This is a genomic window from Gymnodinialimonas sp. JB5-7, assembly GCF_055693405.1.
This window is the reverse complement of the sequence record NZ_JBVFUX010000012.1, coordinates 2,612,523-2,637,265: the sequence shown is the minus strand read 5'-3', so window position 1 is coordinate 2,637,265 and position 24,743 is coordinate 2,612,523. Positions and strand designations below refer to the sequence as shown.

General features: G+C 62.2%; 31 protein-coding genes, 1 tRNA gene and 2 pseudogenes. 21 read left to right on the top strand and 13 right to left on the bottom strand.

What is annotated here, in order from left to right; all coding sequences use genetic code 11:
- Positions 1–1,209 (bottom strand): MFS transporter, encoded by a 1,209-nt coding sequence (locus tag ACZ1HK_RS22270; protein ID WP_472630538.1) that lies wholly within the window; start codon positions 1,207–1,209, stop codon positions 1–3.
- A gap of 187 nt (positions 1,210–1,396) precedes the next feature.
- Between ACZ1HK_RS22270 and ACZ1HK_RS22265 the strand changes: the two genes are divergently transcribed.
- The gene (locus tag ACZ1HK_RS22265) at positions 1,397–1,618 is read left to right on the top strand and encodes a DUF1127 domain-containing protein (RefSeq protein ID WP_472630537.1); all 222 of its coding nucleotides are present in this window, start codon (positions 1,397–1,399) and stop codon (positions 1,616–1,618) included.
- Between the two features lie 286 nt (positions 1,619–1,904).
- Here the strand turns inward: ACZ1HK_RS22265 and ACZ1HK_RS22260 are convergent.
- Positions 1,905–2,358 (bottom strand): annotated as a pseudogene (locus ACZ1HK_RS22260) (Lrp/AsnC family transcriptional regulator).
- 73 nt (positions 2,359–2,431) lie between these two features.
- Here ACZ1HK_RS22260 and ACZ1HK_RS22255 point away from each other — a divergent pair.
- Entirely contained in the window at positions 2,432–3,037 is a 606-nt protein-coding gene (locus ACZ1HK_RS22255) for a LysE family translocator (protein WP_472630536.1), read from the top strand.
- Here ACZ1HK_RS22255 and ACZ1HK_RS22250 read toward each other — a convergent pair.
- The 4 genes from ACZ1HK_RS22250 to ACZ1HK_RS22235 form a co-directional block, all read right to left on the bottom strand.
- Positions 3,034–3,600 carry a hypothetical protein gene (locus ACZ1HK_RS22250; protein ID WP_472630535.1) on the bottom strand — a complete coding sequence of 189 codons (567 nt, stop codon included), beginning with the start codon at positions 3,598–3,600 and terminating at the stop codon, positions 3,034–3,036. The genes ACZ1HK_RS22255 and ACZ1HK_RS22250 overlap by 4 nt on opposite strands.
- 92 nt (positions 3,601–3,692) lie before the next feature.
- Positions 3,693–3,887: a hypothetical protein gene (locus ACZ1HK_RS22245; RefSeq protein ID WP_472630534.1), complete on the bottom strand. Its 195-nt coding sequence runs from the start codon at positions 3,885–3,887 to the stop codon at positions 3,693–3,695.
- Positions 3,888–3,897: 10 nt separating this feature from the next.
- Positions 3,898–4,347 carry a 3'-5' exonuclease gene (locus tag ACZ1HK_RS22240; protein ID WP_472630533.1) on the bottom strand — a complete coding sequence of 150 codons (450 nt, stop codon included), beginning with the start codon at positions 4,345–4,347 and terminating at the stop codon, positions 3,898–3,900.
- Positions 4,253–6,139: an ATP-dependent helicase gene (locus tag ACZ1HK_RS22235; RefSeq protein WP_472630532.1), complete on the bottom strand. Its 1,887-nt coding sequence runs from the start codon at positions 6,137–6,139 to the stop codon at positions 4,253–4,255. Before ACZ1HK_RS22235 ends, ACZ1HK_RS22240 begins: the two co-directional genes overlap by 95 nt.
- Before the next feature lie 198 nt (positions 6,140–6,337).
- Here ACZ1HK_RS22235 and ACZ1HK_RS22230 point away from each other — a divergent pair, with 198 nt between their 5' ends.
- The 3 genes from ACZ1HK_RS22230 (at position 6,338) to ACZ1HK_RS22220 (ending at position 8,293) form a co-directional block, all read left to right on the top strand.
- On the top strand, positions 6,338–7,504 hold the full coding sequence (locus tag ACZ1HK_RS22230; RefSeq protein ID WP_472630531.1) for an alpha-hydroxy acid oxidase: 1,167 nt from the start codon (positions 6,338–6,340) through the stop codon (positions 7,502–7,504).
- 4 nt (positions 7,505–7,508) lie between these two features.
- Positions 7,509–7,814, top strand: coding sequence for a hypothetical protein (locus tag ACZ1HK_RS22225; RefSeq protein ID WP_472630530.1), 306 nt, complete (start codon positions 7,509–7,511; stop codon positions 7,812–7,814).
- A gap of 212 nt (positions 7,815–8,026) precedes the next feature.
- Positions 8,027–8,293 carry a hypothetical protein gene (locus ACZ1HK_RS22220; protein WP_472630529.1) on the top strand — a complete coding sequence of 89 codons (267 nt, stop codon included), beginning with the start codon at positions 8,027–8,029 and terminating at the stop codon, positions 8,291–8,293.
- On the opposite strand, the gene ACZ1HK_RS22215 is transcribed toward ACZ1HK_RS22220, so the two are convergent.
- Positions 8,290–8,730, bottom strand: coding sequence for a BLUF domain-containing protein (locus ACZ1HK_RS22215; protein ID WP_472630528.1), 441 nt, complete (start codon positions 8,728–8,730; stop codon positions 8,290–8,292). The genes ACZ1HK_RS22220 and ACZ1HK_RS22215 overlap by 4 nt on opposite strands.
- 271 nt (positions 8,731–9,001) lie before the next feature.
- On the opposite strand from ACZ1HK_RS22215, the pseudogene ACZ1HK_RS22210 reads away from it, so the two are divergent.
- Positions 9,002–12,444 (top strand): annotated as a pseudogene (locus tag ACZ1HK_RS22210) (pyruvate carboxylase).
- Positions 12,445–12,661: 217 nt separating this feature from the next.
- Here ACZ1HK_RS22210 and ACZ1HK_RS22205 read toward each other — a convergent pair.
- The gene (locus tag ACZ1HK_RS22205) at positions 12,662–12,820 is read right to left on the bottom strand and encodes a hypothetical protein (RefSeq protein ID WP_472630527.1); all 159 of its coding nucleotides are present in this window, start codon (positions 12,818–12,820) and stop codon (positions 12,662–12,664) included.
- A 417-nt stretch (positions 12,821–13,237) separates the two neighbouring features.
- Positions 13,238–13,471, bottom strand: coding sequence for a hypothetical protein (locus tag ACZ1HK_RS22200; protein ID WP_472630526.1), 234 nt, complete (start codon positions 13,469–13,471; stop codon positions 13,238–13,240).
- Between the two features lie 47 nt (positions 13,472–13,518).
- Here ACZ1HK_RS22200 and ACZ1HK_RS22195 point away from each other — a divergent pair, with 47 nt between their 5' ends.
- The 7 genes from ACZ1HK_RS22195 (at position 13,519) to ACZ1HK_RS22165 (ending at position 16,417) form a co-directional block, all read left to right on the top strand.
- On the top strand, positions 13,519–13,779 hold the full coding sequence (locus ACZ1HK_RS22195) for a hypothetical protein (RefSeq protein ID WP_472630525.1): 261 nt from the start codon (positions 13,519–13,521) through the stop codon (positions 13,777–13,779).
- Between the two features lie 4 nt (positions 13,780–13,783).
- Positions 13,784–14,122: a hypothetical protein gene (locus tag ACZ1HK_RS22190; RefSeq protein ID WP_472630524.1), complete on the top strand. Its 339-nt coding sequence runs from the start codon at positions 13,784–13,786 to the stop codon at positions 14,120–14,122.
- A 1-nt stretch (position 14,123) separates the two neighbouring features.
- Positions 14,124–14,267 (top strand): hypothetical protein, encoded by a 144-nt coding sequence (locus ACZ1HK_RS22185; RefSeq protein WP_472630523.1) that lies wholly within the window; start codon positions 14,124–14,126, stop codon positions 14,265–14,267.
- The gene (locus ACZ1HK_RS22180) at positions 14,264–14,797 is read left to right on the top strand and encodes a DUF2314 domain-containing protein (RefSeq protein WP_472630522.1); all 534 of its coding nucleotides are present in this window, start codon (positions 14,264–14,266) and stop codon (positions 14,795–14,797) included. The genes ACZ1HK_RS22185 and ACZ1HK_RS22180 overlap by 4 nt, the downstream gene beginning before the upstream one ends.
- A 73-nt stretch (positions 14,798–14,870) precedes the next feature.
- Entirely contained in the window at positions 14,871–15,131 is a 261-nt protein-coding gene (locus ACZ1HK_RS22175) for a pilus assembly protein (RefSeq protein ID WP_472630521.1), read from the top strand.
- Entirely contained in the window at positions 15,119–15,547 is a 429-nt protein-coding gene (locus ACZ1HK_RS22170; RefSeq protein ID WP_472630520.1) for a hypothetical protein, read from the top strand. Before ACZ1HK_RS22175 ends, ACZ1HK_RS22170 begins: the two co-directional genes overlap by 13 nt.
- A gap of 45 nt (positions 15,548–15,592) precedes the next feature.
- Positions 15,593–16,417 (top strand): metallophosphoesterase, encoded by an 825-nt coding sequence (locus ACZ1HK_RS22165; RefSeq protein WP_472630519.1) that lies wholly within the window; start codon positions 15,593–15,595, stop codon positions 16,415–16,417.
- Between the two features lie 161 nt (positions 16,418–16,578).
- Here ACZ1HK_RS22165 and ACZ1HK_RS22160 read toward each other — a convergent pair whose 3' ends face one another.
- Both ACZ1HK_RS22160 and ACZ1HK_RS22155 read right to left on the bottom strand, forming a co-directional pair.
- A complete protein-coding gene (locus ACZ1HK_RS22160; RefSeq protein ID WP_472630518.1) occupies positions 16,579–17,382 on the bottom strand; it encodes a hypothetical protein in 804 nt (267 codons plus the stop codon).
- Entirely contained in the window at positions 17,354–17,542 is a 189-nt protein-coding gene (locus tag ACZ1HK_RS22155; protein WP_472630517.1) for a hypothetical protein, read from the bottom strand. The genes ACZ1HK_RS22160 and ACZ1HK_RS22155 overlap by 29 nt, the downstream gene beginning before the upstream one ends.
- Positions 17,543–17,837: 295 nt before the next feature.
- Between ACZ1HK_RS22155 and ACZ1HK_RS22150 the strand changes: the two genes are divergently transcribed.
- The 4 genes from ACZ1HK_RS22150 (at position 17,838) to hisH (ending at position 20,209) form a co-directional block, all read left to right on the top strand.
- A tRNA-Gly gene (locus ACZ1HK_RS22150) sits at positions 17,838–17,912 on the top strand.
- A gap of 195 nt (positions 17,913–18,107) precedes the next feature.
- Positions 18,108–18,668: a hypothetical protein gene (locus tag ACZ1HK_RS22145; protein WP_472630516.1), complete on the top strand. Its 561-nt coding sequence runs from the start codon at positions 18,108–18,110 to the stop codon at positions 18,666–18,668.
- Positions 18,669–18,820: 152 nt separating this feature from the next.
- Positions 18,821–19,408, top strand: a complete 588-nt coding sequence (gene hisB, locus ACZ1HK_RS22140; protein WP_472630515.1) for an imidazoleglycerol-phosphate dehydratase HisB — start codon at positions 18,821–18,823, stop codon at positions 19,406–19,408.
- A 162-nt stretch (positions 19,409–19,570) separates the two neighbouring features.
- Positions 19,571–20,209: an imidazole glycerol phosphate synthase subunit HisH gene (hisH, locus tag ACZ1HK_RS22135; protein WP_472630514.1), complete on the top strand. Its 639-nt coding sequence runs from the start codon at positions 19,571–19,573 to the stop codon at positions 20,207–20,209.
- A 6-nt stretch (positions 20,210–20,215) separates the two neighbouring features.
- Here the strand turns inward: hisH and ACZ1HK_RS22130 are convergent, their stop codons facing one another.
- Positions 20,216–20,569, bottom strand: a complete 354-nt coding sequence (locus tag ACZ1HK_RS22130; protein ID WP_472630513.1) for a hypothetical protein — start codon at positions 20,567–20,569, stop codon at positions 20,216–20,218.
- 479 nt (positions 20,570–21,048) lie between these two features.
- On the opposite strand from ACZ1HK_RS22130, the gene ACZ1HK_RS22125 reads away from it, so the two are divergent.
- Positions 21,049–21,474 carry a hypothetical protein gene (locus tag ACZ1HK_RS22125; protein WP_472630512.1) on the top strand — a complete coding sequence of 142 codons (426 nt, stop codon included), beginning with the start codon at positions 21,049–21,051 and terminating at the stop codon, positions 21,472–21,474.
- 66 nt (positions 21,475–21,540) lie between these two features.
- On the opposite strand, the gene ACZ1HK_RS22120 is transcribed toward ACZ1HK_RS22125, so the two are convergent.
- Positions 21,541–21,930 carry a DUF2147 domain-containing protein gene (locus ACZ1HK_RS22120; protein WP_472630511.1) on the bottom strand — a complete coding sequence of 130 codons (390 nt, stop codon included), beginning with the start codon at positions 21,928–21,930 and terminating at the stop codon, positions 21,541–21,543.
- A 141-nt stretch (positions 21,931–22,071) separates the two neighbouring features.
- Here ACZ1HK_RS22120 and hisA point away from each other — a divergent pair, with 141 nt between their 5' ends.
- The 3 genes from hisA to ACZ1HK_RS22105 all read left to right on the top strand — a co-directional run bounded on the left by hisA (position 22,072) and on the right by ACZ1HK_RS22105 (position 24,705).
- Entirely contained in the window at positions 22,072–22,788 is a 717-nt protein-coding gene (hisA, locus tag ACZ1HK_RS22115) for a 1-(5-phosphoribosyl)-5-[(5-phosphoribosylamino)methylideneamino]imidazole-4-carboxamide isomerase (RefSeq protein WP_472630510.1), read from the top strand.
- Positions 22,785–23,156 (top strand): hypothetical protein, encoded by a 372-nt coding sequence (locus ACZ1HK_RS22110; protein ID WP_472630509.1) that lies wholly within the window; start codon positions 22,785–22,787, stop codon positions 23,154–23,156. Before hisA ends, ACZ1HK_RS22110 begins: the two co-directional genes overlap by 4 nt.
- Before the next feature lie 178 nt (positions 23,157–23,334).
- Positions 23,335–24,705, top strand: a complete 1,371-nt coding sequence (locus ACZ1HK_RS22105; RefSeq protein ID WP_472630508.1) for a Hint domain-containing protein — start codon at positions 23,335–23,337, stop codon at positions 24,703–24,705.
- Positions 24,706–24,743 lie beyond the last annotated feature (38 nt).

The following is a 24,743-nucleotide window of genomic DNA, read 5'->3' as shown; positions in this document are numbered from 1 at the left end:
TCACATAGGGTGATTTCGCCAGGTGCGCACCCCCAAGGCGACCGCCCCCATTGCCGCAGCCCCGCAAACGCCTGCAAGGGCCAGCGCCCGGCCGACATCGGTCACATCTGCCAGCGCGCCAATCCCAAGCGCGCCGATCGCCACCGTGCCGAAACCCACAACCACCCACAGGCTCATCACGCGGCCCCGCAATCCGTCGGGCAGATCGGTCTGGATGGCCGATTGCAGGCTGACACCACACCAAGTTGCGCAAAAGCCGGTCAGTGCGGTGGCGGCCAGCGCCATGGGCCAGCTCGGCGCCAGCCCCATGGCGATCACGGCACCCTGCCCGGCCAAAGCCGCCGCCCAGACCGCCAGCGGAATGCGCGCGCCCACGGCCCCCACACCGGCCGCCTTCATCACCGCTGACGCCAAGGCCCCGGCCCCGGCCGCCCCTGTCAGAAAGCCCAGGCCCGCCGCCCCGCGTCCAAACCCGCCATCGGCCAGCACCGGCAAAACCTCCAGCGCGCCGCGCGCAACCGTTGCAAAGACCAGCGTGATCAGCAGCGCCTGCCGGATCAGCGGCGTTTTCACGGCATAGGCGATCCCGTCGCGCAGATCGCGCAGGAACGGCGACGTCGCGCGCGGCTCCAAAGCTCTGGGGCGCAACACCGGCAGCACGGCCAGCATCGGCACGTAACAGACGGCCGCGATCCATAGCGCGGTGCCGCCCCCTGCTGTCGCAATGATCCAGCCCGCAAAGACCGGCGCAACCAGACGCGCAATGTTGAAATTCAGCGCCGTGGCCGAAACCACGTGTTGCACCATGTCGGTGCCCACCAACCGTGGCCCCAACGACATCCGGATCGGATGGTGCGCGGCCGAGATGATGCCAATCGCCAAAGCCGCAGCCCCGAGCCCCACTGGCCCCACTTCCCCCGCGATCACCGCCAGAACGGCCAGCACCAGCGCCATCAAGCCGTTTGTGACCAGGGCCGCGCGCTTTATATCCACCCGGTCCGCCAGAACGCCGAAGAACGGCCCCGCGAAGAGCGTCGGCATAAGGCTCAGTGCCGCAACCAACCCCACGACGCGGGCGGAGCCTGTGCGCTCCCACGCCAGCCATCCCAAAGTCACGCGCTGGATCCAAATGGCCTGCACGGCAAAGAACACGCCGCCGAAAAACAGCCGAAATTGACGATCCGCGAAGGCTCCACCGGCAATCAGCATCCCGTTAACCATACGTAATGTAACGGAAATGTGTCATGCGCTCGCTGCATAGCAGCAATTCGCCATCGGTTATTGTGCAATTGCAGCATTGGCCTAAATTCAATCGGGACAGGGTAACGACCCAATCACCAACGCGGTTCAAGGACAAGGGGTCCGGACCGCAGCAGATCGATGAGAGAGTAGTAAAATGGCATATGTAACGAGCAACCGCGCAGCAACTGAATCGCTTGCCGCCCGCTTTGCAGCCCTGCGCACCGACGCAGTGGCGGCGTACCGCAACTGGCGCGTCTACCGCAACACGCTGAACGAATTGAATGAGCTTTCGGCTCGCGAAATGGCTGATCTGGGCATCAACCCCTCGATGATCCGCCGCATCGCGCTGGAAGCCGCCTACGGCAAGAACGCCTGAGGCACCTCACGGAATACCATGCGCCGCTCCTCCCTTGGCGCATGGGACGGCGGGCAACCCTCTCCTCCCTTGGGTCTGTCCGCACCAACAAAAGGCTCGGCTACGGGTCTTGAAGATCGGTCCCTCTCCTCCCAAATCGGGGCCGTGACGACCGGCAAAGTTCCTCGTCCTCCCTTGAGGGGCGATGCCATAGGCGCCTTCCTCTCCTCCCTTGGAAGGGGCCAAGATATGCGGCGATGATCCTCTCCTCCCTTGGATCATCGCCGTTTTTTTATGCTGCTGATCTCTAGGCCCGAGTGTCCTTCGGCGATCCCATCACCACGAAAGTCGTGATCGTCGCCACCTGCGGCAGCGCGCCCAGAACATCGGTGTGGAATTGCTTGTAGGTCGGCAGGTCCGCCACCTCGACCCGCAGCAGATATTCCACGGTCCCGGTGATGTTATGGCACTCCCGCACCTCGTCCGCCCGCGCAATCGCCGCCTCGAACGCAGCCTGGCTCGCCTTGGTATGCGTCCCCAAACCAACCGTAATATAGGCGATAAAGCCGATCCCCAGCTTTGCCTGATCCAACACCGCGCGATATCCGCTGATCACGCCGGCTGCCTCAAGCGCCTGCACCCGGCGCAGCGTGGCCGAGGGCGACAGCGCCACACGTTCCGCCAGATCCAGATCTCGAGATCCGGCCGTCCCGCGCCAGCTCTTGCAATATTTGCTGGTCTTTTTCGTCAACCTTCGTCATTTGTTGCGAAAACTACCCCATCTCACGCAACTTCGCAATTTCATTGCCCCTGCACCTGCCTAATGTTGCGTCCATGACATACGAACTTCTCTCCGGCCTCGTGCTCTTTGCCTTCGCCTCCTCGATCACGCCGGGGCCGAACAACATCATGCTCATGGCCTCCGGTGTGAATTTCGGCCTCTCCCGCACGCTGCCGCATATGTTGGGCGTGTCGATGGGCCATGCCGCGATGACGCTGATCCTGGGCCTGGGCCTCGTGCAGGTATTCGAGGTCATCCCATGGCTGCGCACCACGCTGACCGTCATTTCCGTCGCTTACTTGCTCTGGCTGGCCTGGAAAGTCGCCAACGCGGCCCCACCCAAAGACGCGGACCACGACGCACGACCGCTCACCTTCCTGCAGGCCGCGGGCTTTCAGTGGGTGAACCCCAAGGCCATCTATATGTCGATCTACGCGCAAACGACCTATGCCCCCGATGATGGCGGCTGGTTCGGCGCGGTCCTGGTGGCTTTGGTCTTCGGGATGGTGAACCTGCCCTCGGTCTTCACCTGGGCGTGGGGCGGCACGCAGATCCGACGCTGGCTGGATGGCCCGGGCCGCCTGCAAGCGTTCAACTGGACAATGGCCGCCCTGCTGGTCCTGTCGCTCTACCCGATGCTGCTGCCGTCCGAGGGTTAACCCGACGGCGCAATCGCAACACCGCTGGCAAACAGCGGGATCAGCGCAATCGGATCCAGCGCCTCATCGACGACGCCATCGCGGAAGACATGCTGGAACAACGCATCGGGCCCGGCGTCATCAATCGTGTAGCGGAAACAGAAATCGCGCGGCGAGGCCTCGCGCAGGTTCTCGATCCGCTCCGGCAGAACGTCATCGCCCAACGGTGTCAGCCCGGACAGATCAAAGGCAAAGCGGTAGCCATCGGCCTCCCAGGCCGCCTCAAGCCCCTGATCCTCGTAGGGAATGCACAGGGCATTATCGACCCAGTTTAGGCGATAGCGCTGCACCTCCAGCGGCTCCTCCCACACGGCCGAGGCCGTGTGCAAAATCACGTGATCCTCGCCAAATTCCGAATAAATCTCGGCCCAGGCGCAGGAAAACCGGTCGCTTGGATGATAGCAAAACGCAAAGTCCTGCATCACCGCCTCAACCTCCGCCCGGCTCAGAAACTCCTGCGCGGCAACGGGTGCGGCACACAGGCCGATGGCCAGTAGAGAGGGGGCAAACAAGCGGATCGTCATTGCGTTATCCTTCAAAGCGGCGGGCAATTCCGTGAAAACCTAAGCACTGTGCGCGAAATGTCGATAGCGGGTTAACCCGCAGGCGCCAGCCGCTAGAACGGCACGTCGCCGCCTTCGCTGCCCGCCGCCACCAGAAACCGGCCCACCACGTGCTTGCTGCCCGCCTTGTCAAACTCGATCCCCAGCTTGTCGCCCTCAACGCTCATGACCTCGCCATAGCCGAACTTCTGGTGAAAAACGCGATCGCCAATGGTGAATGCGCTGACCGCATCCGCGTCGATGGTCATGTTCTTGGCCTCAGACGGCTGGCGCATGGGGCGCTGCCCCTGATTGGCCTGCAACCGCCGCCAGTCCGGGCGAGTTATAGACATCCGCCTTGGACGCCCGATCATGCAGGTTGCTGCCCGCCATGGTCTGCGAAACCGGTGAGGCACTGGCCGAAACTGATCCCTGATGCCCATAGAGCCCCGGCGGCGTCAGCACCTCCACATGCTCCTCCGGCAATTCATCGATGAACCGGCTGGGAAGCTGGCTTTGCCATTGCCCATAAACCCGCCGATTGCCCGCAAAGCTGATCGTGCAGACCTCCTCGGCGCGCGTGATGCCCACATAAGCAAGCCGCCGCTCTTCCTCCAAGCCGGTCATCCCGCTCTCATCCATGCTGCGCTGACTGGGGAACAGACCATCTTCCCAGCCCGGCAGGAAGATCGCCGGAAATTCCAGCCCCTTCGCGGCGTGCAGCGTCATGATCGTGACCTTCGGCTCCTGATCGTCGGATCTCGTTGTCCATGATTAGGCTGACATGTTCGAGGAAGCCTTGCAGGTTCTCAAACGATTCCAGCGCCTTGACCAGTTCCTTGAGGTTCTCCAACCGCCCCGGCGCCTCGGGCGTCTTGTCGTTCTGCCAATGGGCGGTGTAGCCGCTCTCATCCAGAATGATCTCGGCCAGTTCAATGTGGCTGACCCCGGATGGCGCGTTCTCTTCCTCGATCAGATCCTCGGCAGGCCCGACCTGTCGCAGCGGCCCGGTCAGCATCTGACGCCAGCGCCCGATCCCTTCGACCAACTCCCCCAGCGCCTTGCCGCCCTTCCCGCCAATCGCCTTGGTTTCCACACACAGCCGCGCGCCTTCCAGCAGGCTCACCCCGTTGGAGCGCGCCATTTTCTGGATGGTCTGCTGCGCCTTGTCGCCAAGACCCCGCTTGGGCGTGTTCACAATCCGCTCAAACGCCAGATCATCGTCGGGGCTGACGACCACGCGGAAATAGGCCATGGCATCGCGGATCTCCATCCGCTCATAAAAGCGCGGCCCGCCGATCACCCGATACGGCAGTCCAATCGTCAGAAATCGGTCCTCAAACGCCCGCATCTGGTGCGAGGCGCGGACGAGGATCGCAATGGAATTCGGGCCGATCGGGTCCATCCCCCGCGTGCCCTGCCCCATCGCTTCGATCTCTTCACCAACCCAGCGCGCTTCTTCATCGCCGTCCCAATGGCCGATCAGGCGGACCTTTTCGCCGTCCTCGCCAGCAGTCCACAGCGTCTTGCCAAGCCGCCCCTTATTGCCCTCGATCACGCCGGACGCCGCCGCCAGAATATGGCCCGTCGAGCGGTAATTCTGTTCCAACCGCACGACCTTGGCGCCCGGAAAATCCTTCTCGAACCGCAGGATGTTGCCCACCTCGGCCCCGCGCCAGCCGTAGATCGACTGGTCATCATCGCCCACGCAGCAGATATTCTGATGCCCGGCCGCCAGCAGCCGCAGCCACAGATACTGCGCGACGTTCGTATCCTGATACTCGTCCACCAGGATGTAGCGGAACCAGCGTTGGTACTGCGCCAGAAGGTCCTCGTTTTCCTGGAAAATCCGGATCATGTGCAGCAGCAGGTCGCCGAAATCGCAGGCGTTCAGGTCGCGCAGGCGGGCCTGATACTGCGCATAAAGCTCCACGCCGCGATGGTTGAACGCGCCGTGGTCGGCAGCGGGCACCTTGTCAGGCAACAACGCGCGGTTTTTCCAGCCGTCGATGATCGACCCCAAGGCGCGCGCAGGCCAGCGCTTTTCGTCAATCTCCGCCGCAATGATCAACTGCTTCAAGAGCCGGTTCTGATCATCGGTATCGAGGATCGTGAAGTTCGACTTCAGATCCACCAACTCCGCATGCCGCCGCAGAAGTTTCACGCAGATCGCGTGGAACGTGCCCAGCCAGGGCATCCCCTCCGCCGGTTGGCCCAGAAGCTGGCCCACCCGGTTCTTCATCTCGCGCGCGGCCTTGTTGGTGAAGGTCACGGCCAGAATGTCATTGGGGCGCGCATGGCCGGTGCTCAGCAGATGCGCAATCCGCGCCGTCAACGCACGGGTTTTTCCCGTGCCCGCGCCCGCCAGCATCAGGACGGGACCGTCGAGTTGTTCGACCGCCTCCCGCTGCGCGGGGTTCAGGCCGTCCATATAGGGCATGGGCCGCGCGGCCATGGCGCGGGCCGCGAGGGAGGCGCCAGCGGCGGCCTCGAACGCGTCGGAATCGTCAAAACTGCTCATGCGCGGGAGAATAGAGCGGGCGCGCATGATTTTAAAGGTTTGTTCGCAGATTGTTCTGTCCGCGTCTGTAGCCGAGGTCCGGTGCGAGGGGGCCAGCCCCCTCGCGCTCCCCCGGCATTTTCGGGGAACAAAGAGGGCGCGCGCGCAATTTGTGACAAATCTGATTGAGTTGCGGGGGTTTGGCGGTATTCAGGCGCCATGGATCTGCATGCCAAATACCCTGCCCTGAGCGATCTGAAGGCGCGCGCGCGTCGGCGCATTCCGCATTTCGTTTGGGAATATTTGGACTCGGCCACCGGGCAAGAGGCCACGGCGCGCCGGAACCGGGCGGCGCTCGATGCGGTTTTGCTCCATCCCGCTGCCTTGCGCGGTGAGGTTGCCCCGTCGCTCGCCGCCACCTTTCTGGGGCGGGACTATCCGGTGCCGTTCGGCATCGCGCCCGTCGGCATGTCGGGCCTGATCTGGCCCGAGGCGGAGGGGCTGCTGGCCCGGCACGCCGCGCACGCGGGCATTCCTTACGGGCTGTCCACCGTGGCGACCGCCCTGCCCGAGGCCATCGGGCCAATGGTTGCCGATCAGGGCTGGTTCCAGATGTATCCCCCCAAAGCGCTGGAGATCCGCGATGATATGCTGACCCGCGCCAAGGCCGCAGGCTTTCACACGCTGGTGCTGACCGTCGATGTCCCGGCCGCCTCGCGCCGCGAACGCCAGACCCGCGGCGGGTTGGTGCAGCCGCCCCGGCTCACGCCGCGCCTGTTGGCGCAGGTCGCGCGCTGCCCGGCCTGGGCGCTTGGCATCCGGGCCAGCGGCATGCCCCGCATGCGGCTGATGGACAGCTACGCGGAGGGGCTGCTTGAAAAAGGCCCCCTGCCCTCGACCGCCCATATCGGCTACCTGCTGCGCGCGGCCCCGGACTGGGACTATGTCGCGGCGCTCCGCGACCGATGGGACGGCGCATTCATCCTCAAAGGCGTGACAGAGCCTGAAATCGCCAAGCGCGCCGAAACAGAGGGCGTCGATGCCATCTGGGTGTCGAACCATGCCGGCCGCCAGTTCGATGGCGCGCCGGGCGCGGCTGGCGTGCTGCCGGACATGCGCGCAGCCACGCGCCTGCCCCTGATTTTCGACAGCGGCGTGGAAGGCGGGCTCGACGTGATCCGTGCGCTGGCCCTTGGGGCAGATTTCGTCATGATGGGTCGGGCTTGGCACTACGCGCTTGGTGCGCTCGGCGCCGAGGGCCCAGCCCATTGGCACGACGTCCTCGTAAAGGACATGGAAAGCAATATGGCCCAGATCGGGGCGCGAACCCTTGCCGAAATCCCGGGCCGTCTTTGCAAGTCGCCCTATTACGACGGACGGAGTTGATACGATGCGCACCGCACACCCCATTCTGCTGCCTGTGTTGGCCCTTTGGGCCTCTGCCGCCATGGCTCAGGGCAGCCTGACCACTTTGGATCAGGCGCGTGACTGGTATGTCGCCATGATGGTGGCGAACGGCTGCGAGATGACCGCGCGCGAAATCGACGATGCCTTTGCCGCTGCCTTTCCCTATTCCACACCCGCAGGGCAGCACGACACGGGCATGGTGACCGAGGCCGCCTTCGCCATCTACAGCGATGGTTTGATTGAACAAACCGGCTTCAACCGCGTGCGTTATATCGGGCCGGAATGCTGATTACCGCACCCTGCGCGCCGTCCACGCCCATTCACACTCCGTTAACCGAATTCATTAACAATGGGTTAACATCCGGAGCGTATGTTCCTATATCGTTCTCATGACCGAGGCCGATGCCATCCTGATCCTGTGCGCCCTTCTGGGCGGCGAGCCCGAGCAGCGGGTCGCCTATGATCTGCATGCGGTCTCGTCCCACGTTCAGGGTGGATTGCGTGACCGACACCCATGCGATCGAGGTTGGACTGGACCGCACGCGCGGGGCCTATGACAGCCTGCACCAGGCCACGTTCAACGCGCTTGAGGCCGGGTTGGAGCCGATGGTGGTTCTGATCGACACCGATGGGGTCGAAAGCCAGTACGAGTACCAGATAGAGACCGTCAGCCGCCATCACGGCGTGGCCTATCAGGTCTATGATGAGGATTACCTCATCCGCTGGCAAATGACCCAACCCTTCCGGCTGCGCGGGGCGCGTCCCTAACTCGCCGCAGCGCTGGGAAGCTGCTGCAGACTCGCCAGAAACAGTCGGACGTGATTGCGCACATTCGCATCCTGCCCGCGATACTGGCTGTCCGGCGACAACAAATCCCGGATCGAAAACGCCGCCAAAGGGGATCGTTGCAACCCGTCCGGGATCGCATACCCCATCCGCCATGTCTGAAAGGCACGCCGTTCAACCGGGCCATGCTCCAACAGCTCCAGCTGCATGTGCCGTGTGTCTTTCGTGATCGACTGCATCACATTCAGAAGCGCCTGATCCTCACCCTCCAGAACCTGAAAGAACCGGCCTTCGTGGAAAACCAGAATGCCCGTCAGCTCCAGCGCCGCATTTTTGCGGCGGCACGTGGCACTCAACGCCTCAACGCCCTGAACGGAAAAGTACCGCGTGGCACGGCTTCTGTAGATGACGCGATGCACGGCGCAAAGCTCCTCGCCTTTGTGGCTGCTCGAATTGAACTAGCGTCAAATCGTTAGAAATTGGTTTCCAGACCAGCCGCAATTGCCGCCACCTCCCTGCGTCTCGCTTGCCCTCAGGTCACGCTGCCCTTACAGATTTGCTGCAACTGCGAAAGGGTGCCGAAATACCCTATCGCTTCGCTACTTGAGGGCAGTCTTTCCGCCCTACCGCTTCGCTACTTGAGGGCAGTCTTTCCGCCCTACCGCTTCGCTACTTGAGGGACGTGCACCCATGGCTGAATTCCAGAAAATCCTTGTCGCAAACCGGGGCGAAATCGCCATCCGCGTGATGCGCGCCGCCAACGAATTGGGCAAGCGCACCGTCGCCGTCTATGCCGAGGAAGACAAACTCAGCCTGCACCGCTTCAAGGCGGACGAAGCCTACAAGATCGGCGAAGGCCTGGGCCCCGTCGCCGCCTACCTTTCCATCGAAGAAATCATCCGCGTCGCCAAGCAATGCGGCGCCGACGCGATCCACCCCGGCTACGGTCTGCTTTCGGAGAACCCCGATTTCGTGGATGCCTGCGCCGCGAACGGCATCACCTTCATCGGCCCCAAAGCAGAAACCATGCGCGCCCTTGGCGACAAGGCCTGCTGCCCGCCGCGTCGCGATCGAGGCCGGTGTCCCCGTCATCCCCGCCACCGAAGTCCTCGGCGACGATATGGACGCCATCAAGAAAGAAGCCGCTGAAATCGGCTATCCCCTGATGCTCAAGGCCTCTTGGGGTGGCGGCGGGCGCGGCATGCGCCCCATCGCATCTGAGGATGAACTCGAAGAAAAGGTCCTCGAAGGCCGCCGCGAGGCCGAGGCCGCCTTCGGCAACGGCGAAGGCTATCTTGAAAAGATGATCCTCCGCGCCCGCCATGTGGAAGTGCAGATCCTCGGCGACAGCCACGGCAATATCTACCACCTCTACGAACGCGACTGCTCGGTTCAGCGCCGCAACCAGAAGGTCGTGGAACGCGCGCCTGCGCCGTACCTGACCGACATGCAGCGCAATGAGATCTGCCTTCTCGGCAAGAAGATCTGCGAGCACGTGAACTACGAATGCGCGGGCACCGTCGAATTCCTGATGGATATGGACTCGGGCAATTTCTACTTCATCGAGGTCAACCCCCGCGTGCAGGTCGAACATACCGTGACCGAAGAAGTCACCGGCATCGACATCGTCCGCGCCCAAATCCTGATCGCCGAGGGCAAGATGCTGGCCGCCGCCACCGGCGTTGCCTCTCAATACGACGTGAAACTCGACGGCCACGCGATCCAGTGCCGCGTCACAACCGAAGACCCGGCGAACAACTTCATTCCCGACTATGGCCGCATCACCGCCTATCGGGGTGCCACCGGCATGGGCATCCGCCTCGACGGCGGTACGGCCTACTCCGGCGCGGTGATCACGCGCTATTACGACTCCCTGCTGGAGAAAGTCACCGCCTGGGCCCCAACGCCAGACGCCGCCATCGCCCGGATGGACCGCGCGCTTCGCGAATTCCGCATCCGGGGTGTGTCCACAAACATCGCCTTCGTGGAAAACCTCCTCAAGCACCCGACGTTCCTGAACTACCAGTACCACACCAAGTTCATCGACGAGACGCCGGAGCTTTTCGATTTCCGGCCCCGCCGCGACCGCGCCACCAAAATCCTGCGCTACGTCGCCGACATCACCGTCAACGGGCACCCGGAAACGCAGGGCAGACCCACGCCGCCCGCCGACATCAAGCCCGCGCGTCCGCCAAAGGTGTCCTACGACGCCCCGCCCCCGGGCACCCGCAACCTGCTGGACGACAAAGGCCCCGAGGCCGTCGCCAAGTGGATGAAGGCGCAGAAACAGCTCCTCATCACTGACACGACCATGCGCGACGGCCACCAATCGCTCCTCGCCACCCGCATGCGCTCGCTCGACATGATCAAGGTCGCGCCCGCCTATGCCCACAACCTCTCCGGCCTCTTCTCCGTCGAATGCTGGGGCGGGGCCACCTTCGACGTCGCCTACCGCTTCCTTCAGGAATGCCCATGGCAGCGCCTGCGCGACATCCGCGCCAAGATGCCCAACATCATGACGCAGATGCTCCTGCGCGCCTCCAACGGCGTGGGCTATACCAACTACCCCGACAACGTGGTGCAAGGCTTCGCCAAGCAGGCGGCGGAGTCGGGCGTAGATGTCTTCCGCATCTTCGACAGCCTCAACTGGGTCGAAAACATGCGCGTCGCCATGGACGCGGTGGGCGAGACCGGCAAGATCGTCGAAGGCACGATCTGCTATACCGGCAATATCCTCGACCCCGACCGCGCCAAATATGACGTGAAATATTACGTCGACATGGCCAAGGAGCTGGAAAAGGCCGGCGCCCACGTTCTCGGCCTCAAGGATATGGCAGGCCTCCTGCGCCCAGCAGCAGCAGAGGTCCTGATCCCCGCCCTCAAGGACGCCACCGATCTGCCGATCCACTTCCACACCCACGACACGGCTGGCAGCGCCTGCGGCACCATCCTGCGCGCGTCCGAAGCGGGCGTGGACGCCGTCGATTGCGCCATGGACGCGCTCTCGGGGAACACGTCCCAGGCCACCCTCGGCACCATCGTCGAATCCCTGCGCTTCACCGAACGCGACACCGGGCTCGACATCGGCGCGATCCGCCAGATCTCCGACTATTGGGAGGCCGTCCGCTTCCACTACGCCGCCTTCGAGTCCGGCATGCAGGCCCCCGCATCCGAGGTCTACCTGCATGAAATGCCCGGCGGCCAGTTCACCAACCTCAAGGCGCAGGCGCGGTCCATGGGCCTCGAAGAGCGCTGGCACGAAGTGGCGCAGATGTATGCCGACGTGAACCAGATGTTCGGCGATATCGTGAAGGTCACGCCGTCCTCCAAGGTTGTCGGCGACATGGCCCTAATGATGGTCTCCCAAGGCCTCGACCGCGCGCAGGTCGAAGACCCGAACACCGAAGTCTCCTTCCCCGACACCGTTATCGGCATGCTCAAGGGCGATCTGGGCCAGCCCCCCAACGGCTTCCCCAAGGCCATCGTCAAGAAGGCGCCTCAAGGGCGAAAAGCCCAACCTCGAACGCCCCGGCAAACACCTCGACCCCGTCGACATCGAAGCCACCCGCGCCAAACTGGCCGAGGAACTCGGCGTCGACATCGACGACGAAGACCTCAACGGCTACCTCATGTACCCCAAGGTCTTCACCGACTACGCCACCCGCCACGCCGAATACGGCCCCGTCCGCACCCTGCCCACCAAGACCTTCTTCTACGGCATGGACCAGGGCGAGGAGATCGAGGCCGAGATCGACCCCGGCGTCACCCTCGTCATCCGCCTCGTCGCCGTGGGTGAGACCAATGACGAAGGCGAGGTCCGCGTGTTCTTCGAGCTCAACGGCCAACCCCGCACCGTCCGCGTCCCCAACCGCATCGCAGGCGGCGGCAAGGCCGCGCGCCCCAAGGCCGAGGCCGGAAACCCCAACCACATCGGCGCCCCCATGCCCGGTGTGGTGGCGAGCGTCGGTGTGCAAGCCGGCCAAAAGGTCGCCGCAGGCACGCTGCTACTGACCATCGAGGCGATGAAGATGGAAACCGGCCTCCACGCCGAAAAGGATGCCGCGATCAAGGCCGTGCACGTCACACCCGGCGGCCAGATCGACGCCAAGGATCTGCTGGTGGAGTTGGAGTGAGGCACCACCCGCTCCGGTCACACCGCGTCAAGGTTTTGGCGAGATGCTTATAGGTCCGCTTCGCGGACGAAGCGGACCTCGGAAGCGCGCTTCGTAAGGCCCGCTTTGATCATCTTTAAGTTAGACGGTTCGAAACAAGCGGTAGTCCCGGTGCTATGACGGCGGCGGACCCGTGTCGCCGGTTTTGGCGGATCGGACTGAACGACCTGAGCGTTTTCTAGTCGCCGCCGTCTCCGCCACCGTCGCAGCCCATACCACCGTCATGGGCAACCCCGGGGCGCGACAGAAGGAACCAGATGGTCAGGATCAGGCCGACCGAAATGGTACCAAGGCCCGTTTCAATAGCACCAAACCTTTCGGCCAACTGAGCAAACATAACGACGCCGATGCTTTCTCCGGGAAAGTACCCGAACAGGGCGCAAGTCCCGAAAACGAGACAGGATCCGCCGAAGAAAGTTGCCCAGATTATGTTCCATATTGGCATGGTTGACACGTAGCGGAGGACTTTGGCGAAAGTTTGGTGTAGCGCGGTTTTTTGTGTTTGGCCGCGTTGGCGGGTAGAATCGTACATCGTCGCAAACCATAACCCGCTGGTCGGCTGAGTTGGTGGTGCGATACCAGCTGGACAGCGCAATGGCCAAATCGCTGGTTTTGTCCTCGGCGATCCCGCTGCGCTAAACCGACTTTCGTTGCGTCGCGGCATTTGGGAGGTCTGGGCTCAAACCCGCCCTTCGCTGCGACGCCAAACCCCTCATCATCCACACTCCCCGCTTGGGAACGCCCCACTCCAGCCCTACATTCCAAAGGACCCCAACCAAACCGGACCCACCCCATGCGCGTCGTCCTGCTCACCCTCTGCGTCCTCCTCCCCGCCCCGGCGCTCGCCCAAACCCTCCCCCTCTGCCAAACTTCGCCCCCAAGCATCCAGCTTTACGATACCACCCCGGCCCGCGACAGCTTTCCCACCCTTGTCCGCAACACCTTCACCGACGGCACCGGCCCCGACCTTCTCGACGTCTCGGTCCACCTCCCGGAACCCTCACCCCCGATTGCCCCTCCGGCTCCATCGAGCCCATGCGCGGCATCCGCGCCCTGGGCGACGGCCAATACGAAGGCACCGTCGTCCGCAACTCCATGTCCCATCACTCCCATCTCTTCGGGCAGACCTTCACCTTCACCACCGATCAGGTCTGGGATTGGCAACTCATCACCCCCGCCTCCGAAGGCCGCTTCTATGGTAACTTCCGGGGCCGCGATTTCGTAATCTGGGCCCCTGATGGCGGCGCGGTTATGATGACGTTGATGCCAGACCCTCTGCCGCCAGACTGGAACTGACCCCATGCGCCGCCTCCTCCTCGCGTTACTGCTGACCACGCTTGCCCCACCGGCCCATGCCCAGGCGGCCGTTTTGTTGGAGGGGGAAGAACCGCTCGATATGGTCTTTCGCCTGCTCGATGCGACCCTGCCCACCTTCATGGACCACGCCTTCGACGAAACCGGCACGGGCCACCCGAACGCGCAGCTGCTGTTCGCCTTCCGCTCACCACCGGACTCCTCGAACGCGGAATTCCTCTGGGTGAACCAGATCCGCCACGACACGGATGGCCTGTTTCACGGCCTCCTGATCACCGGCTCCGCACACCAACCTGCCCGCAGGCACCCCGATCAGCGTAAGTGACGTGGCACTGGCCGATTGGGGCTTCGTCGCCCCCGATGGACGCCGCTGGGGTTATCTCAGCGCCCGCGCGCAGGCCATTGCCCAGAACAACCCCGAATTTCTCGCAAGCCTCATGCCAGATATCTTGCCACCGGATTGGAAATGATGCCGCTTCTCCGCCTGACCCTGATCCTTGTTTTGCTGTCCACCCCGGCGCTCGCGCAAAAGACCGACCCGCCAGAGGATGCACCCGCAATCATCGACGCCGACGGCATCGAGCTGTTCGAGGACACCCATATCGTCATGAACGAAGCCGTGGCCGAGGCGCAGGCAACCCTGCCCCTGTTCCTCGATTTCGTCCTCGACGAATTCGGCATCGCGCAGGGCGGGTCGCTGAAGGTCGCCTTCCAGACCTTCCCGCAGGATATCGGGGACGAGATCATCTGGGTCGCCGGGTTCCGGCAATTGGAAGATGGCAGCTTTGAGGGCTTCCTCAACAACCAGCCGTTCAACTTGGGCGATTGGAGCCAAGGCGACCGTGTGACATTCGAGGCCGCAGATGTCCGCGACTGGTCGCTTGCAACCCCCGAAGGCCTCTACGGCAACTACACCACCCGCGTGATCGCGGCCCAGCCCGGCAATGACTATTTGTGGCAGTCGCTCACGCCTGACCCACTTCCGGCCAATTGGCAGTAAGACGCGCCATATTTCCGCCCAACTGACCCTGTTTACTATGTCTTGGGGGCGCAGTCAGGAACAAGGCGCGCAAATGATGTTTGCGGAATTCGCCACGGATGAAAGCGGTGCAGTCACCGTCGATTGGGTTGTCCTGACGGGCGGCCTTGTCGGGCTTGGCCTGGCGGCCATGGCCGTCCTGTCCAGCGGGGTCGAGAACCTGACAGGCGATATCGGCAACAGCCTCGCCAATATGCGCGTGGGCGCCTCCCCTTCAGCAATCTCAGCTCGATCTTTTCCGATACCTTCTCTGCCGGCGCCGCCGGTTGGTCCGGTGGCCAGATGGTCAACCTAGCGGGCTTCGGACACGTCCTGCAACTTGGCCCGGGCGTGCTGGCGACAACCACAGCGACGCTGCCCGCCGGCTCGACTGCTGCCACCATCACATTCGACCTGATCGGCGTCGATGACCTCTCCGGCGCGCCCGCGACCGTCTTCGTCAACGGGCAAGCGGTTGCGATCTACTCCGACAACCACGGCAATATCACCACCTCCGCACCCGCTGTCGCAGGCATCTCCGTGACCGTGGACCAGCAATACACCAACGATCCGATGGGCTCCGGCACCCACGGCCATGACAGCCGCGCGACTTATACAATCACCGTCGACGACCCGGGTGAGACGCTCACCTTCGGTGTCGGATCAAACTCGACCGAACCTACATCCGATGAATTCTACGCCATCGACGACGTCGAAATCAGCGCCGGCTGACGCACGGGTCTTGCCCCGCCGCGCCCCTTGCGGCACCGTCACGAGATGGGAGAGCATTTCGACAAAGCCCTGATCTTTACCGATCTTCACATCGTCCCCGAGGGCGAAACGATCATCGGCCTCGACCCGCTGGCGCGGTTCAAGCAAGGCCTCGCCCATGCCTTGGCCCGTCACCCCGACGCCCAGCACCTGATCCTTCTGGGGGACCTGACGCATAACGGCACCCCTGCCGAATACGCGCACCTCGCCCCCGCCCTGGCCGATTGTCCCATCCCGATCACCGCGACGATGGGCAACCACGACCTGCGCGACAACCTGCACGCCGTCTTCCCCGACGCGCTTGACCGTGACGGCTTCGTGCAATCCGCCCTCGACCTCGGCCCCCTGCGCCTGCTGATCCTCGACACCCATGACTATGACGGGCAGGCCCCGCTGGAACATGATGGCTATCTTTGCGCCACTCGGCTGGCCTGGCTGGACGCTGAACTTGCGCGCGCCGCCTCCGATGGCAAAAGCGTGGTCGTCATGTGCCACCACCCGCCCATCCCCGTGGGCTTTTGGGCAATGGACGCGATTGGTCTGGCCAATGCAGACGCCCTGCTGTCACGCCTGCACGCGGCCCCCCATGTGAAGCACCTGATCTGCGGACATATCCACCGCACCATCCATGCCTCCGCGGACGGCCTGCCGGTCAGCATCCTCAAAAGCCCCTGCCACCAGATCCCGATGATCCTGGGCCAGGGCACCTTCGCGGATTCGGTGGATGAGCCGGGTGCCTACGGCATCCTTCTCGCCCTCAAGAACACCGTTGTGCTCCATACCGAGGATTTTGCCCTCTCCGATGGCTCCGTCCTGACCTACGAACGTTAAAGCACTTTGCGTCTTATCTGAGCCAATCCTATCGCGTTCCGCTTTCGCGTCATCGGCGCGCGGCAGCGGGTTGCGACTCCAATCAAACGCAAAATGCTCAAGGCGACAAACGAAAAGGCCCCCGGCATCGCCGAGGGCCTTACATCACAACTGCAAAGGCGTTACCCGCCCAACGTCACCTTCCCAACCGTCTCGTTGAAGAAGAACAGCTCATAGTCCCCTTCCGTTCCGGCGCCCAGAAAGAACAGGGTGACAGAGACCGGGTTAGAGGCCCCTTCCCCATCCCAGCTAATGGAATTCGAATAACGGTTGCGGACCGACCCCGAGACCGACCGACCCATCGGCAGCAGCGGATACCCCGCCGGGCCAATCAACGCGAAATCGGTGTTGGTGAAGAAGGAGGAGTTCTCACCCGGCTCCGCATCCACATTGATGTTCTGCAAAGCGGTGACCGAGATATCGACCCGCACGATCTCCCCCAGACGCGGCACGATCCGGCCGGGGATATTGGTGCGACCGATCCGGTCTTCCGTGACCAGTTCCGGCGACGCAGAAATGCCGCTGATCGCAACATCAAAGAAGCTCGACGCTTCGGGCAATTCGGTGACGGGCACGTTCAGATCCACCGGAATGCGCATCGTCGTCTCGCCTTCGCCGATCACAAGGGTCGCACTTGTGGCCCCTGCGGGCACGGTAAAGACGAGGTCCAGATGCCCACCGGCATTCTCTTCCGGCCAATCCCGCGGACGGCGCGCGTTCAGGCTGTTACCGCCGCGCTCGACCTCGGGGAAGAAATTGAACCGCCCCCACGCACTGCGCGCTTCAGGCTCGTTTTCCAACTGCAGACCAATATCGCCCGCCCGCACCTGCACGCGTTCCAGCTCGTCAGACCAGGCAACGGCAAAGTTTGCGTCGATATAGATGAAATCCTCGGCCTCACCGGATCTCGTAGGTGTGCAAGGCACAGCAAGGCGAGGCCAGATCGGGGTCGATATTGGGCATCGTGTCGTAACGGGTGACCGTCAGGCTCGAAAGGGTCAGCGCCTCGGTCTGTGCAATAGCAGGTGTCACAAAAGCGGTGGCTGCCAGCGCGAGCGCGGGCAGGAAGGGATGGTTTGAAATCATGGAAATATTGTCTCCGTCTCAGGGGTCTTCGTATCCGGGCCAGCATAGGCCAACCCGGCCGGTATCCCCGGATGCGCCATAAGAAATTGGACGCCCCGGTGGATCATGCGCCGCAGCCCGCCATCGGCGGGCGCGGAATCTATCAAGCGGATCGGTCAAGGCCCGGTCCTCCCAGTGCCCCGAAACATTGGGGCGGTCACGCTCACTCTGGCGTGATCCACCTCTTCGCACAATGGTAGGAAATTCCCCTTGCGCCCCTCCGAAAACGTTTATAAGACGCCCGCACACTTAGTGAGCGGGTGTAGCTCAGGGGTAGAGCATTACCTTGCCAAGGTAAGGGTCGTGAGTTCGAATCTCATCACCCGCTCCAAATATCCTCGGAATTTGAGGGTGTTACGACAGGGTCGCCAACCGGCGGCCCTTCGTCGTTTTAGACTGGTGGCGCGGGGCATTTCCACGGTGCACCTGCTCCCGCATGTTCCATCTCCGCGACAATGTCGTTTACGACCGCAAAGGCTCGGGCCTATGGTTTTCGGAAGGTCGAAGCAAAGATAGCAGGCGCAAAATGCTCGAATGGATTCAACGACATCCCATCATCGTCGCACTGGTCTTGATCGGCAGCATCGGCAGCGGTGTCGGCGCGATCCTCAATGTTGGAGGGTTGTTTGCGCAGCTTTTCGAACGGGATCTGTCCTGGCAGGGGGAACTTTGCCCCGCCATCACCGACACCTGCGAAGGAAACCGCGCGTTGCGCAGACGGATGGAGGATGTGGGCGGCGAAATAATCGAGGTTGATCTCAGCTTCGGCGTTCCTGATCGCGACCTTCGGCACGACAACCGGGACGACACATGCCTCCCGGAAGACACAGGCTTCAGAGCGGCCTTTTCCGATACCGAAATGCCCGGCTGGCTGGTTCTGGAAGTACCGCGGGACGCGAATGACTGCCAAAGTGAGCAATACATCGCCTTCCCTGCCGAGGTCATGGAGGCATCCATCGTCGACCAAGGCGGCTGGGGAACGGAATACAGAGTGCGCGGAAGCTACAGGATCGAGCGAACCGAACTCTCTGGCACGGATATGCCTACAGCCCTTTGGCGCAGTCTGTACTTGCTCCACCTTCAATAGGGTCCCGCGCCAGCAAGTGCATCCACGCCGACGCCCCCACCAAATCCTTCACCGCGTCCCAATAGCCGCGCTCTCCACAAAAGCCCCGCGCCCGCCTTGGCGACGCCCCTTGGCGTTTCTATAAGGCAGGCGGACATCAAGGGACCACGACCATGCGCAGGGCTCAGATCAGCCGCAAGACCGCGGAAACCGACATTTCGGTCGAGATCAACCTCGACGGAACCGGCACCTATAACAATCAGACCGGCGTGGGATTCTTCGATCACATGCTCGATCAGTTGGCGCGCCACGCCCTGATCGACATGGTCGTGCGCTGCACCGGCGATCTGCACATCGATGATCACCACTCCGTCGAAGATGTTGGCATCGCACTGGGCCAGGCCTTGACCCAGGCCATGGGCGACAAGCGCGGCATCCGCCGTTACGGCGAATGCACCCTGCCGATGGACGACGCGCGCGTCGCCTGCGCGCTGGACCTGTCCGGCCGCCCCTTTCTGGTGTGGGAGGTTGAGATGCCAACTCAGAAGATCGGCACGTTCGACACCGAGCTGGTGCGAGAGTTCTTCCAGGCCTTCGCGACCCATGGCGGGATCACGCTCCACATCACGCAAGGCGCGGGCTTCAACAGCCACCACATTGCCGAGGCCGCCTTCAAGGCCGTCGCCCGCAGCCTGCGTGACGCGCTTGAGGTTGATCCCCGCAAGGCTGGCGATATCCCCTCCACCAAGGGCACGCTATAGGGCATGCAAACCCGTCCAAATGGTCACATATTCAGGCCGCCCTGCTGCCCTGTGAAAAATGTGATCATTTGGACGCAATTTTCGCGAAAAAACTGACCAAATGAACACATATCCGTCCATTTGGTCACAGTTTACTGGTTCTCGATGCCCAAGGATGCGCCCATGACCACCGTTCTGATCGACTATGACGCGGGCAATCTGCACTCCGCCGAAAAAGCGTTTCAGCGCATGTCGGCCGAGGTCGGCTCAGGCGATCTGATCGTCACCGCCGATCCCGATACTGTCGCGAAAGCAGACCGCATCGTCCTCCCCGGTGACGGCGCTTTTCCTGCGTGTCGTCAAGGGCTTAGAGAGATTGACGGGCTGGAAGAAGCGCTGCTTGAAGCTGTCGAGGCACGCGGCGTGCCATTCTTCGGGATCTGCGTTGGCATGCAAATGATGGCGCGCCTAGGCCTCGAATATCAGGAGGTTGCGGGATTTGGCTGGATCGACGGCGTCGTGGACCGGATCACCCCCTCAGCCCCGGCATTGAAGATCCCGCATATGGGCTGGAACGACTTGAAGATCGACGCACAACACCCTGTTTTAGAAGGCGTTTCTACCGGTGATCACGCCTACTTCGTGCACTCCTACGCGATGCGTGTGGACACGCCTGCCCACCGTCTGGCGCATGTCGATTACGGCGGCGATGTCACGGCCATCGTCGGTCGCGACACCATGATCGGCACGCAATTTCACCCAGAGAAAAGCCAATCCGCAGGCCTGCGCATGATCGCGAATTTCCTGCGCTGGCGGCCCTAACGCACGTTACTTTCCACGCAGATTTTTATCCATCCACGCAGCAACGGCTTGCGGCCCAACGGCAAGCACTTGTTTGTCGTCGCCCTGGGCCATCAAGACAACTGGCCCGTTTGGGAAGCGATCCCACGGCCCGCCATCGCTGTTCTCCAAAGGTCCGCCAGGCCCGAAATCCTCTTCGTTTACAGGGATGTGGAAGCCGTTTCGCCCCCCGATGCCCAGGAACCGACCGACGCGGTTCAGAAACCGGCGCAGCCCTTTGCGTTCTTTCTTTTCCGTCCCTTCCTCCTCTTTCGGCTGGTCTTCGGGATCTGCACTGTCGGCTTCATTTGGCAACTCCCCTGCTTCCAGGGTCTCGATCATTTCCTTGAAACCTTCGGTATCGCGGGCCCCCGAATAGGTTACTTCAACAACCGCTCCGTCTTCACGATGTGACCTGATCGTAACGCTGTGTGTCTCAAGATTTGGGTCGCCTGAATATTGAGTGCGCTCTGCGGTCCAAGTCGTTTCCGAGTGGTTCTCGTTAAAATTCGCGGAGGTGTACGTCGTGGTCGAAGACCCGTCTCCGTTATCCCTTGTGCTTGCATGGGATCTCGCCGGCCCATTCACCGGCCTCGTTGTCATCAGACATCTCAAACTCCTAAAAGTAATACATAATATCGGATCACACGGTGATCGGAACGCTTGCTAAACACAAGAGGATTAACTGTCGGAAAGGTCATGTCACCCGTGCAACACCCGCACATCACGCGTGGGGCTGGCGCTTTTGGTCATGGCAAAAATGGACCGATCAGTTAACGTTCACATATCCGTGATCACGCTTAACCCCGGAGGAGAATCCCTTGATCCGCATGCTTGTTGCCGTTCTGGCGCTTGTTGGCCTTTCGGCCTGTACCCCCACGACCACCACCGTCTACCCTGAGAACTATACGGCGGCGAACTGCTTCACCGGCAACTATGTGTTTGATCTGGAAGTCTACGTCCCAGACGAATATGGCCGCATCCTTGCGATGACGCAGTTCTCAAACGATTCCAACGGCTTGCGCACTGTTTGTCGTCTGGTGCCGGAACCAAATCCGATCCCGGGCTTCGGCTATCCGATTTATGCGGGCGAGGTCGACAATGGCCGCGATGGCATCTGTGTTTCGGCCCGCACCCAGAACGCCGGCCATGTCTTGTCCTGCGCTTCGCAAAGCCAGGTTCGCAACGCCGTTCGCACGGGCAATGCGATCCAGCTGACCCGCTGGCAACCCTTCGGCGGCTCATAGACGCCACCTTAGAATGCGAAAGGGGCGCGCCAATGGCTCGCCCCTTTTTTTGTTCTGGAACAGTCTCTACTGGATGCGCACCCAGGTCTGACGGGCGCAGATCAGGCCACCGGCCACGCAGCCGCGCAGCGTCAACTGGTTGCCGCTGACATTCATCCGGCCGATATAGATACGGTCATTCGACGGGCGCCAGACAGAGCCTTCGTACTCACCGCCGCCCTGCGGCACCATGTCGATGACGATCTGACGGCCCAGGTTCGGGCTTTGATATTCGCCGGTGCTGTCAAACGTGCGGCTGATGGTGCCGCAAACGGCCCCTCCGCAGCCCGCAAGCGTGACATAGGCATAGCTGCCGTCATCCACTTCGGTCTGCCACACCCCATGCGACGGATCCGCAGCCGCGGCCCCCGCCATGCCAACTAGCGCCAAAACGGCGCCAAGAAGCGTCTTTTTCATAACCTTGTTCTCCCTTGGTCTCCTCTGAGCGCGATCATTTCGTGTGCAACCCATGGTGGCAAGGATGACGTTGCGGCCTTGCAGGCCCGCCTTGTCTGCGACAAAAGCCGCGCAAACCTGCCCTTTGGACGCGAGATACCCATGATCCTCTACCCCGCCATCGACCTCAAAGACGGCAACGCCGTGCGCCTTTTGCGGGGCGAGATGTCTGAAGCGACCGTCTTCAACACCGACCCCGCCGCACAAGCCAAGGCATTTGAGGAGGCTGGCTGCGAATGGCTGCACCTCGTTGATCTTAATGGCGCTTTCGCGGGGGAGCCGGTGAATGGAGCAGCGGTTGAGGCCATCCTCGCCGCAACAAACGTACCGACGCAGCTTGGCGGCGGCATCCGCGACATGTCCACCATCGAGATGTGGCTGAAAAAGGGGATCGCGCGCGTGATCCTTGGGACTGTCGCGGTGGAAAACCCCGACCTGGTGCGCGAAGCCGCAAAAGCGTTCCCAGAAAAGGTCGCGGTCGGCATCGACGCCCGCAAGGGCCGTGTCGCCACCAAGGGTTGGGCGGAAGAGACCGACGTTATGGTCACCGACCTCGCGCAAGCTTTTGAGGATGCGGGCGTAGCCGCCATCATCTACACCGACATCGACCGTGACGGCGCGATGGGTGGCCCGAATGTGCAGGCCACCGCTGATCTTGCGCGCGCGACATCCATTCCGGTGATTGCATCAGGCGGCGTGTCGTCGCTCGCGGACTTGCAGGCCCTCAAAGCCACCGGTGTGATCTCAGGCGCCATTTCGGGCCGCGCGCTCTACGACGGTGCGCTCGACCTCGCCGAGGCGCTTGGCGCATTGGCGTGAGCGATCTTATCGTTGCATCCCTGACCGTATTGCTGCCGACCTGGTGCATCTGCGCGGCCTTTGCCGCCTGGGGCGCCCATTCCTGGTCGCTGCGCCTGTCCAAGATCCTCAAGCTCAGCGCGCTTTTCTGGGTCGTCACTTTAACCGCAGCCTTTGTGGTGTTTATTGCTTTGACGGCCAACTGTACCGGCAATTTCCTCTACGGATTTGGGACCTGTCCCGGGATTGGGCTAACTGGAACGGCCGCAGACCGGATTTCGGGTGTTGCTCTACTTGCCTATGGGCTTGGCATTCTGTTCGGCGCTGCGCTGTTGGTTTTGGCAGGCGTCTGGGAGTTTGTCGTTCGGCGGCGCGAAGGGTCTGGCTAAGCGCTCCACCGCCTGCGCGATGCGCGGTTTCGGCAAGGCCCCGCTGACCGGTGCTAGGGGCAACGTCGCGCCACATTTCCCCCTGAACTGATTTGTCCGTTAGCTGTATACAGGTGCGAGTTTCCTCCTGTTTTCAAACGAAAACCGGACACAAAGCACGATGGATCAGGAGCCCACATTGGCGATCGGAGAAGCCGGTACAATCAGCGACAACACCACCGTCACGGGCGAGCCCATTGTCGTGACCTTCGCGGACCCGCTCGATGATCCTGTCATCGTGCTGATGGCCACCGATTTCGGAGGCAACAAGTTCTCTCTGCGCGTGATCGACGTGCAGACCAATGCCGCTGGCGAGGCGACCGGTTTTCGGTTCACCATGGACGAGTGGGAAAACCATGATGGTCCCCATCCTCGCGTCGAGGACATCAATTGGATCGCGGTCGAGGAAGGCAGCCATGTCTTGCCCGACGGCCGCCTGATCGAAGCGCGTCACGCCGATGCCGATGGCGATGGAGAGGCCGTGGGCTTCGGCGCAGGGTTCTCCGCCCCGCCCGTGGTGCTGACCACGGTGGCGTCCGACAATGATGCCTCCAACGTCGACAGCGATCCTTACAATATCACCGCCTCAGGGTTCGACCTGATCGTGGAAGAGGCCGAAAGCCAGGACGGCGTGCACGGCACCGAACAAGTGGGCTGGATCGCAATTGAGCCCGGGAATGGCACAGACAGTGGTGCCGCCCTGAACGGCAGCACCGTGAATTCCGGCTGGTCCACCTACTCCACTGGCGATGATTTCACCAATCCGATCACCGTCGCGGAAACCCAGACACGCAATGACACCGACACCGGCAATGTCATCTTCCGCAATGACAATGCGGGAACGGATACGATCCAGCTCCGGTTTGAGGAGGATACGTCCGTCGATGGCGATACCGGGCACGCCGATGAAGGCGTTGGCATTGTCACGTTTGAGCAAGGCGCGATTCTTTGCTTCACGACAGGCACTGCGATTGCGACCCCGCAAGGCTATCGTGCGGTTGAGGATCTGTCGGTGGGCGATCTGGTCATCACCCGGGATCACGGCTTGCAACCGTTGCGCTGGATCTGCAGCCAGACTGTTGCGTTACCTGAAGATGATCCTGCCCTATCGCCGGTCACGATCCCTGCTGATAGCTTTGGACCCGGTCTTCCGTCGCGCGACACGCAGGTCTCGCCCCAGCACCGTATCCTGATGCGGGGCGCCAGCGCGCAGCTTTTGTTCAGCGAGGCTGAGGTGCTGGCCCCGGCCAAAGCGCTCTTTGCGCAAGATACCAAGGCCCGGACAGTTACGTATATTCATCTGCTTTTCGATGGGCATGAAATCATCCAAGCCAACGACCTGCCGATGGAAAGCTTCCATCCCGGCGATATGGCCAAACAGGCCCTTTCCGCCCGGACCCGGGAAGAGCTTTTCACGCTGTTTCCCGATCTACGCACCGCGCCCGCTTGTTGGGGCCCACCGGCCCGCCCCGTTCTGCGCATGCAGGAGGCCCGCGCGCTGATCGCGTGATAGCGGTATGATCTGCTAGGCTGTGAGCATCACACGCT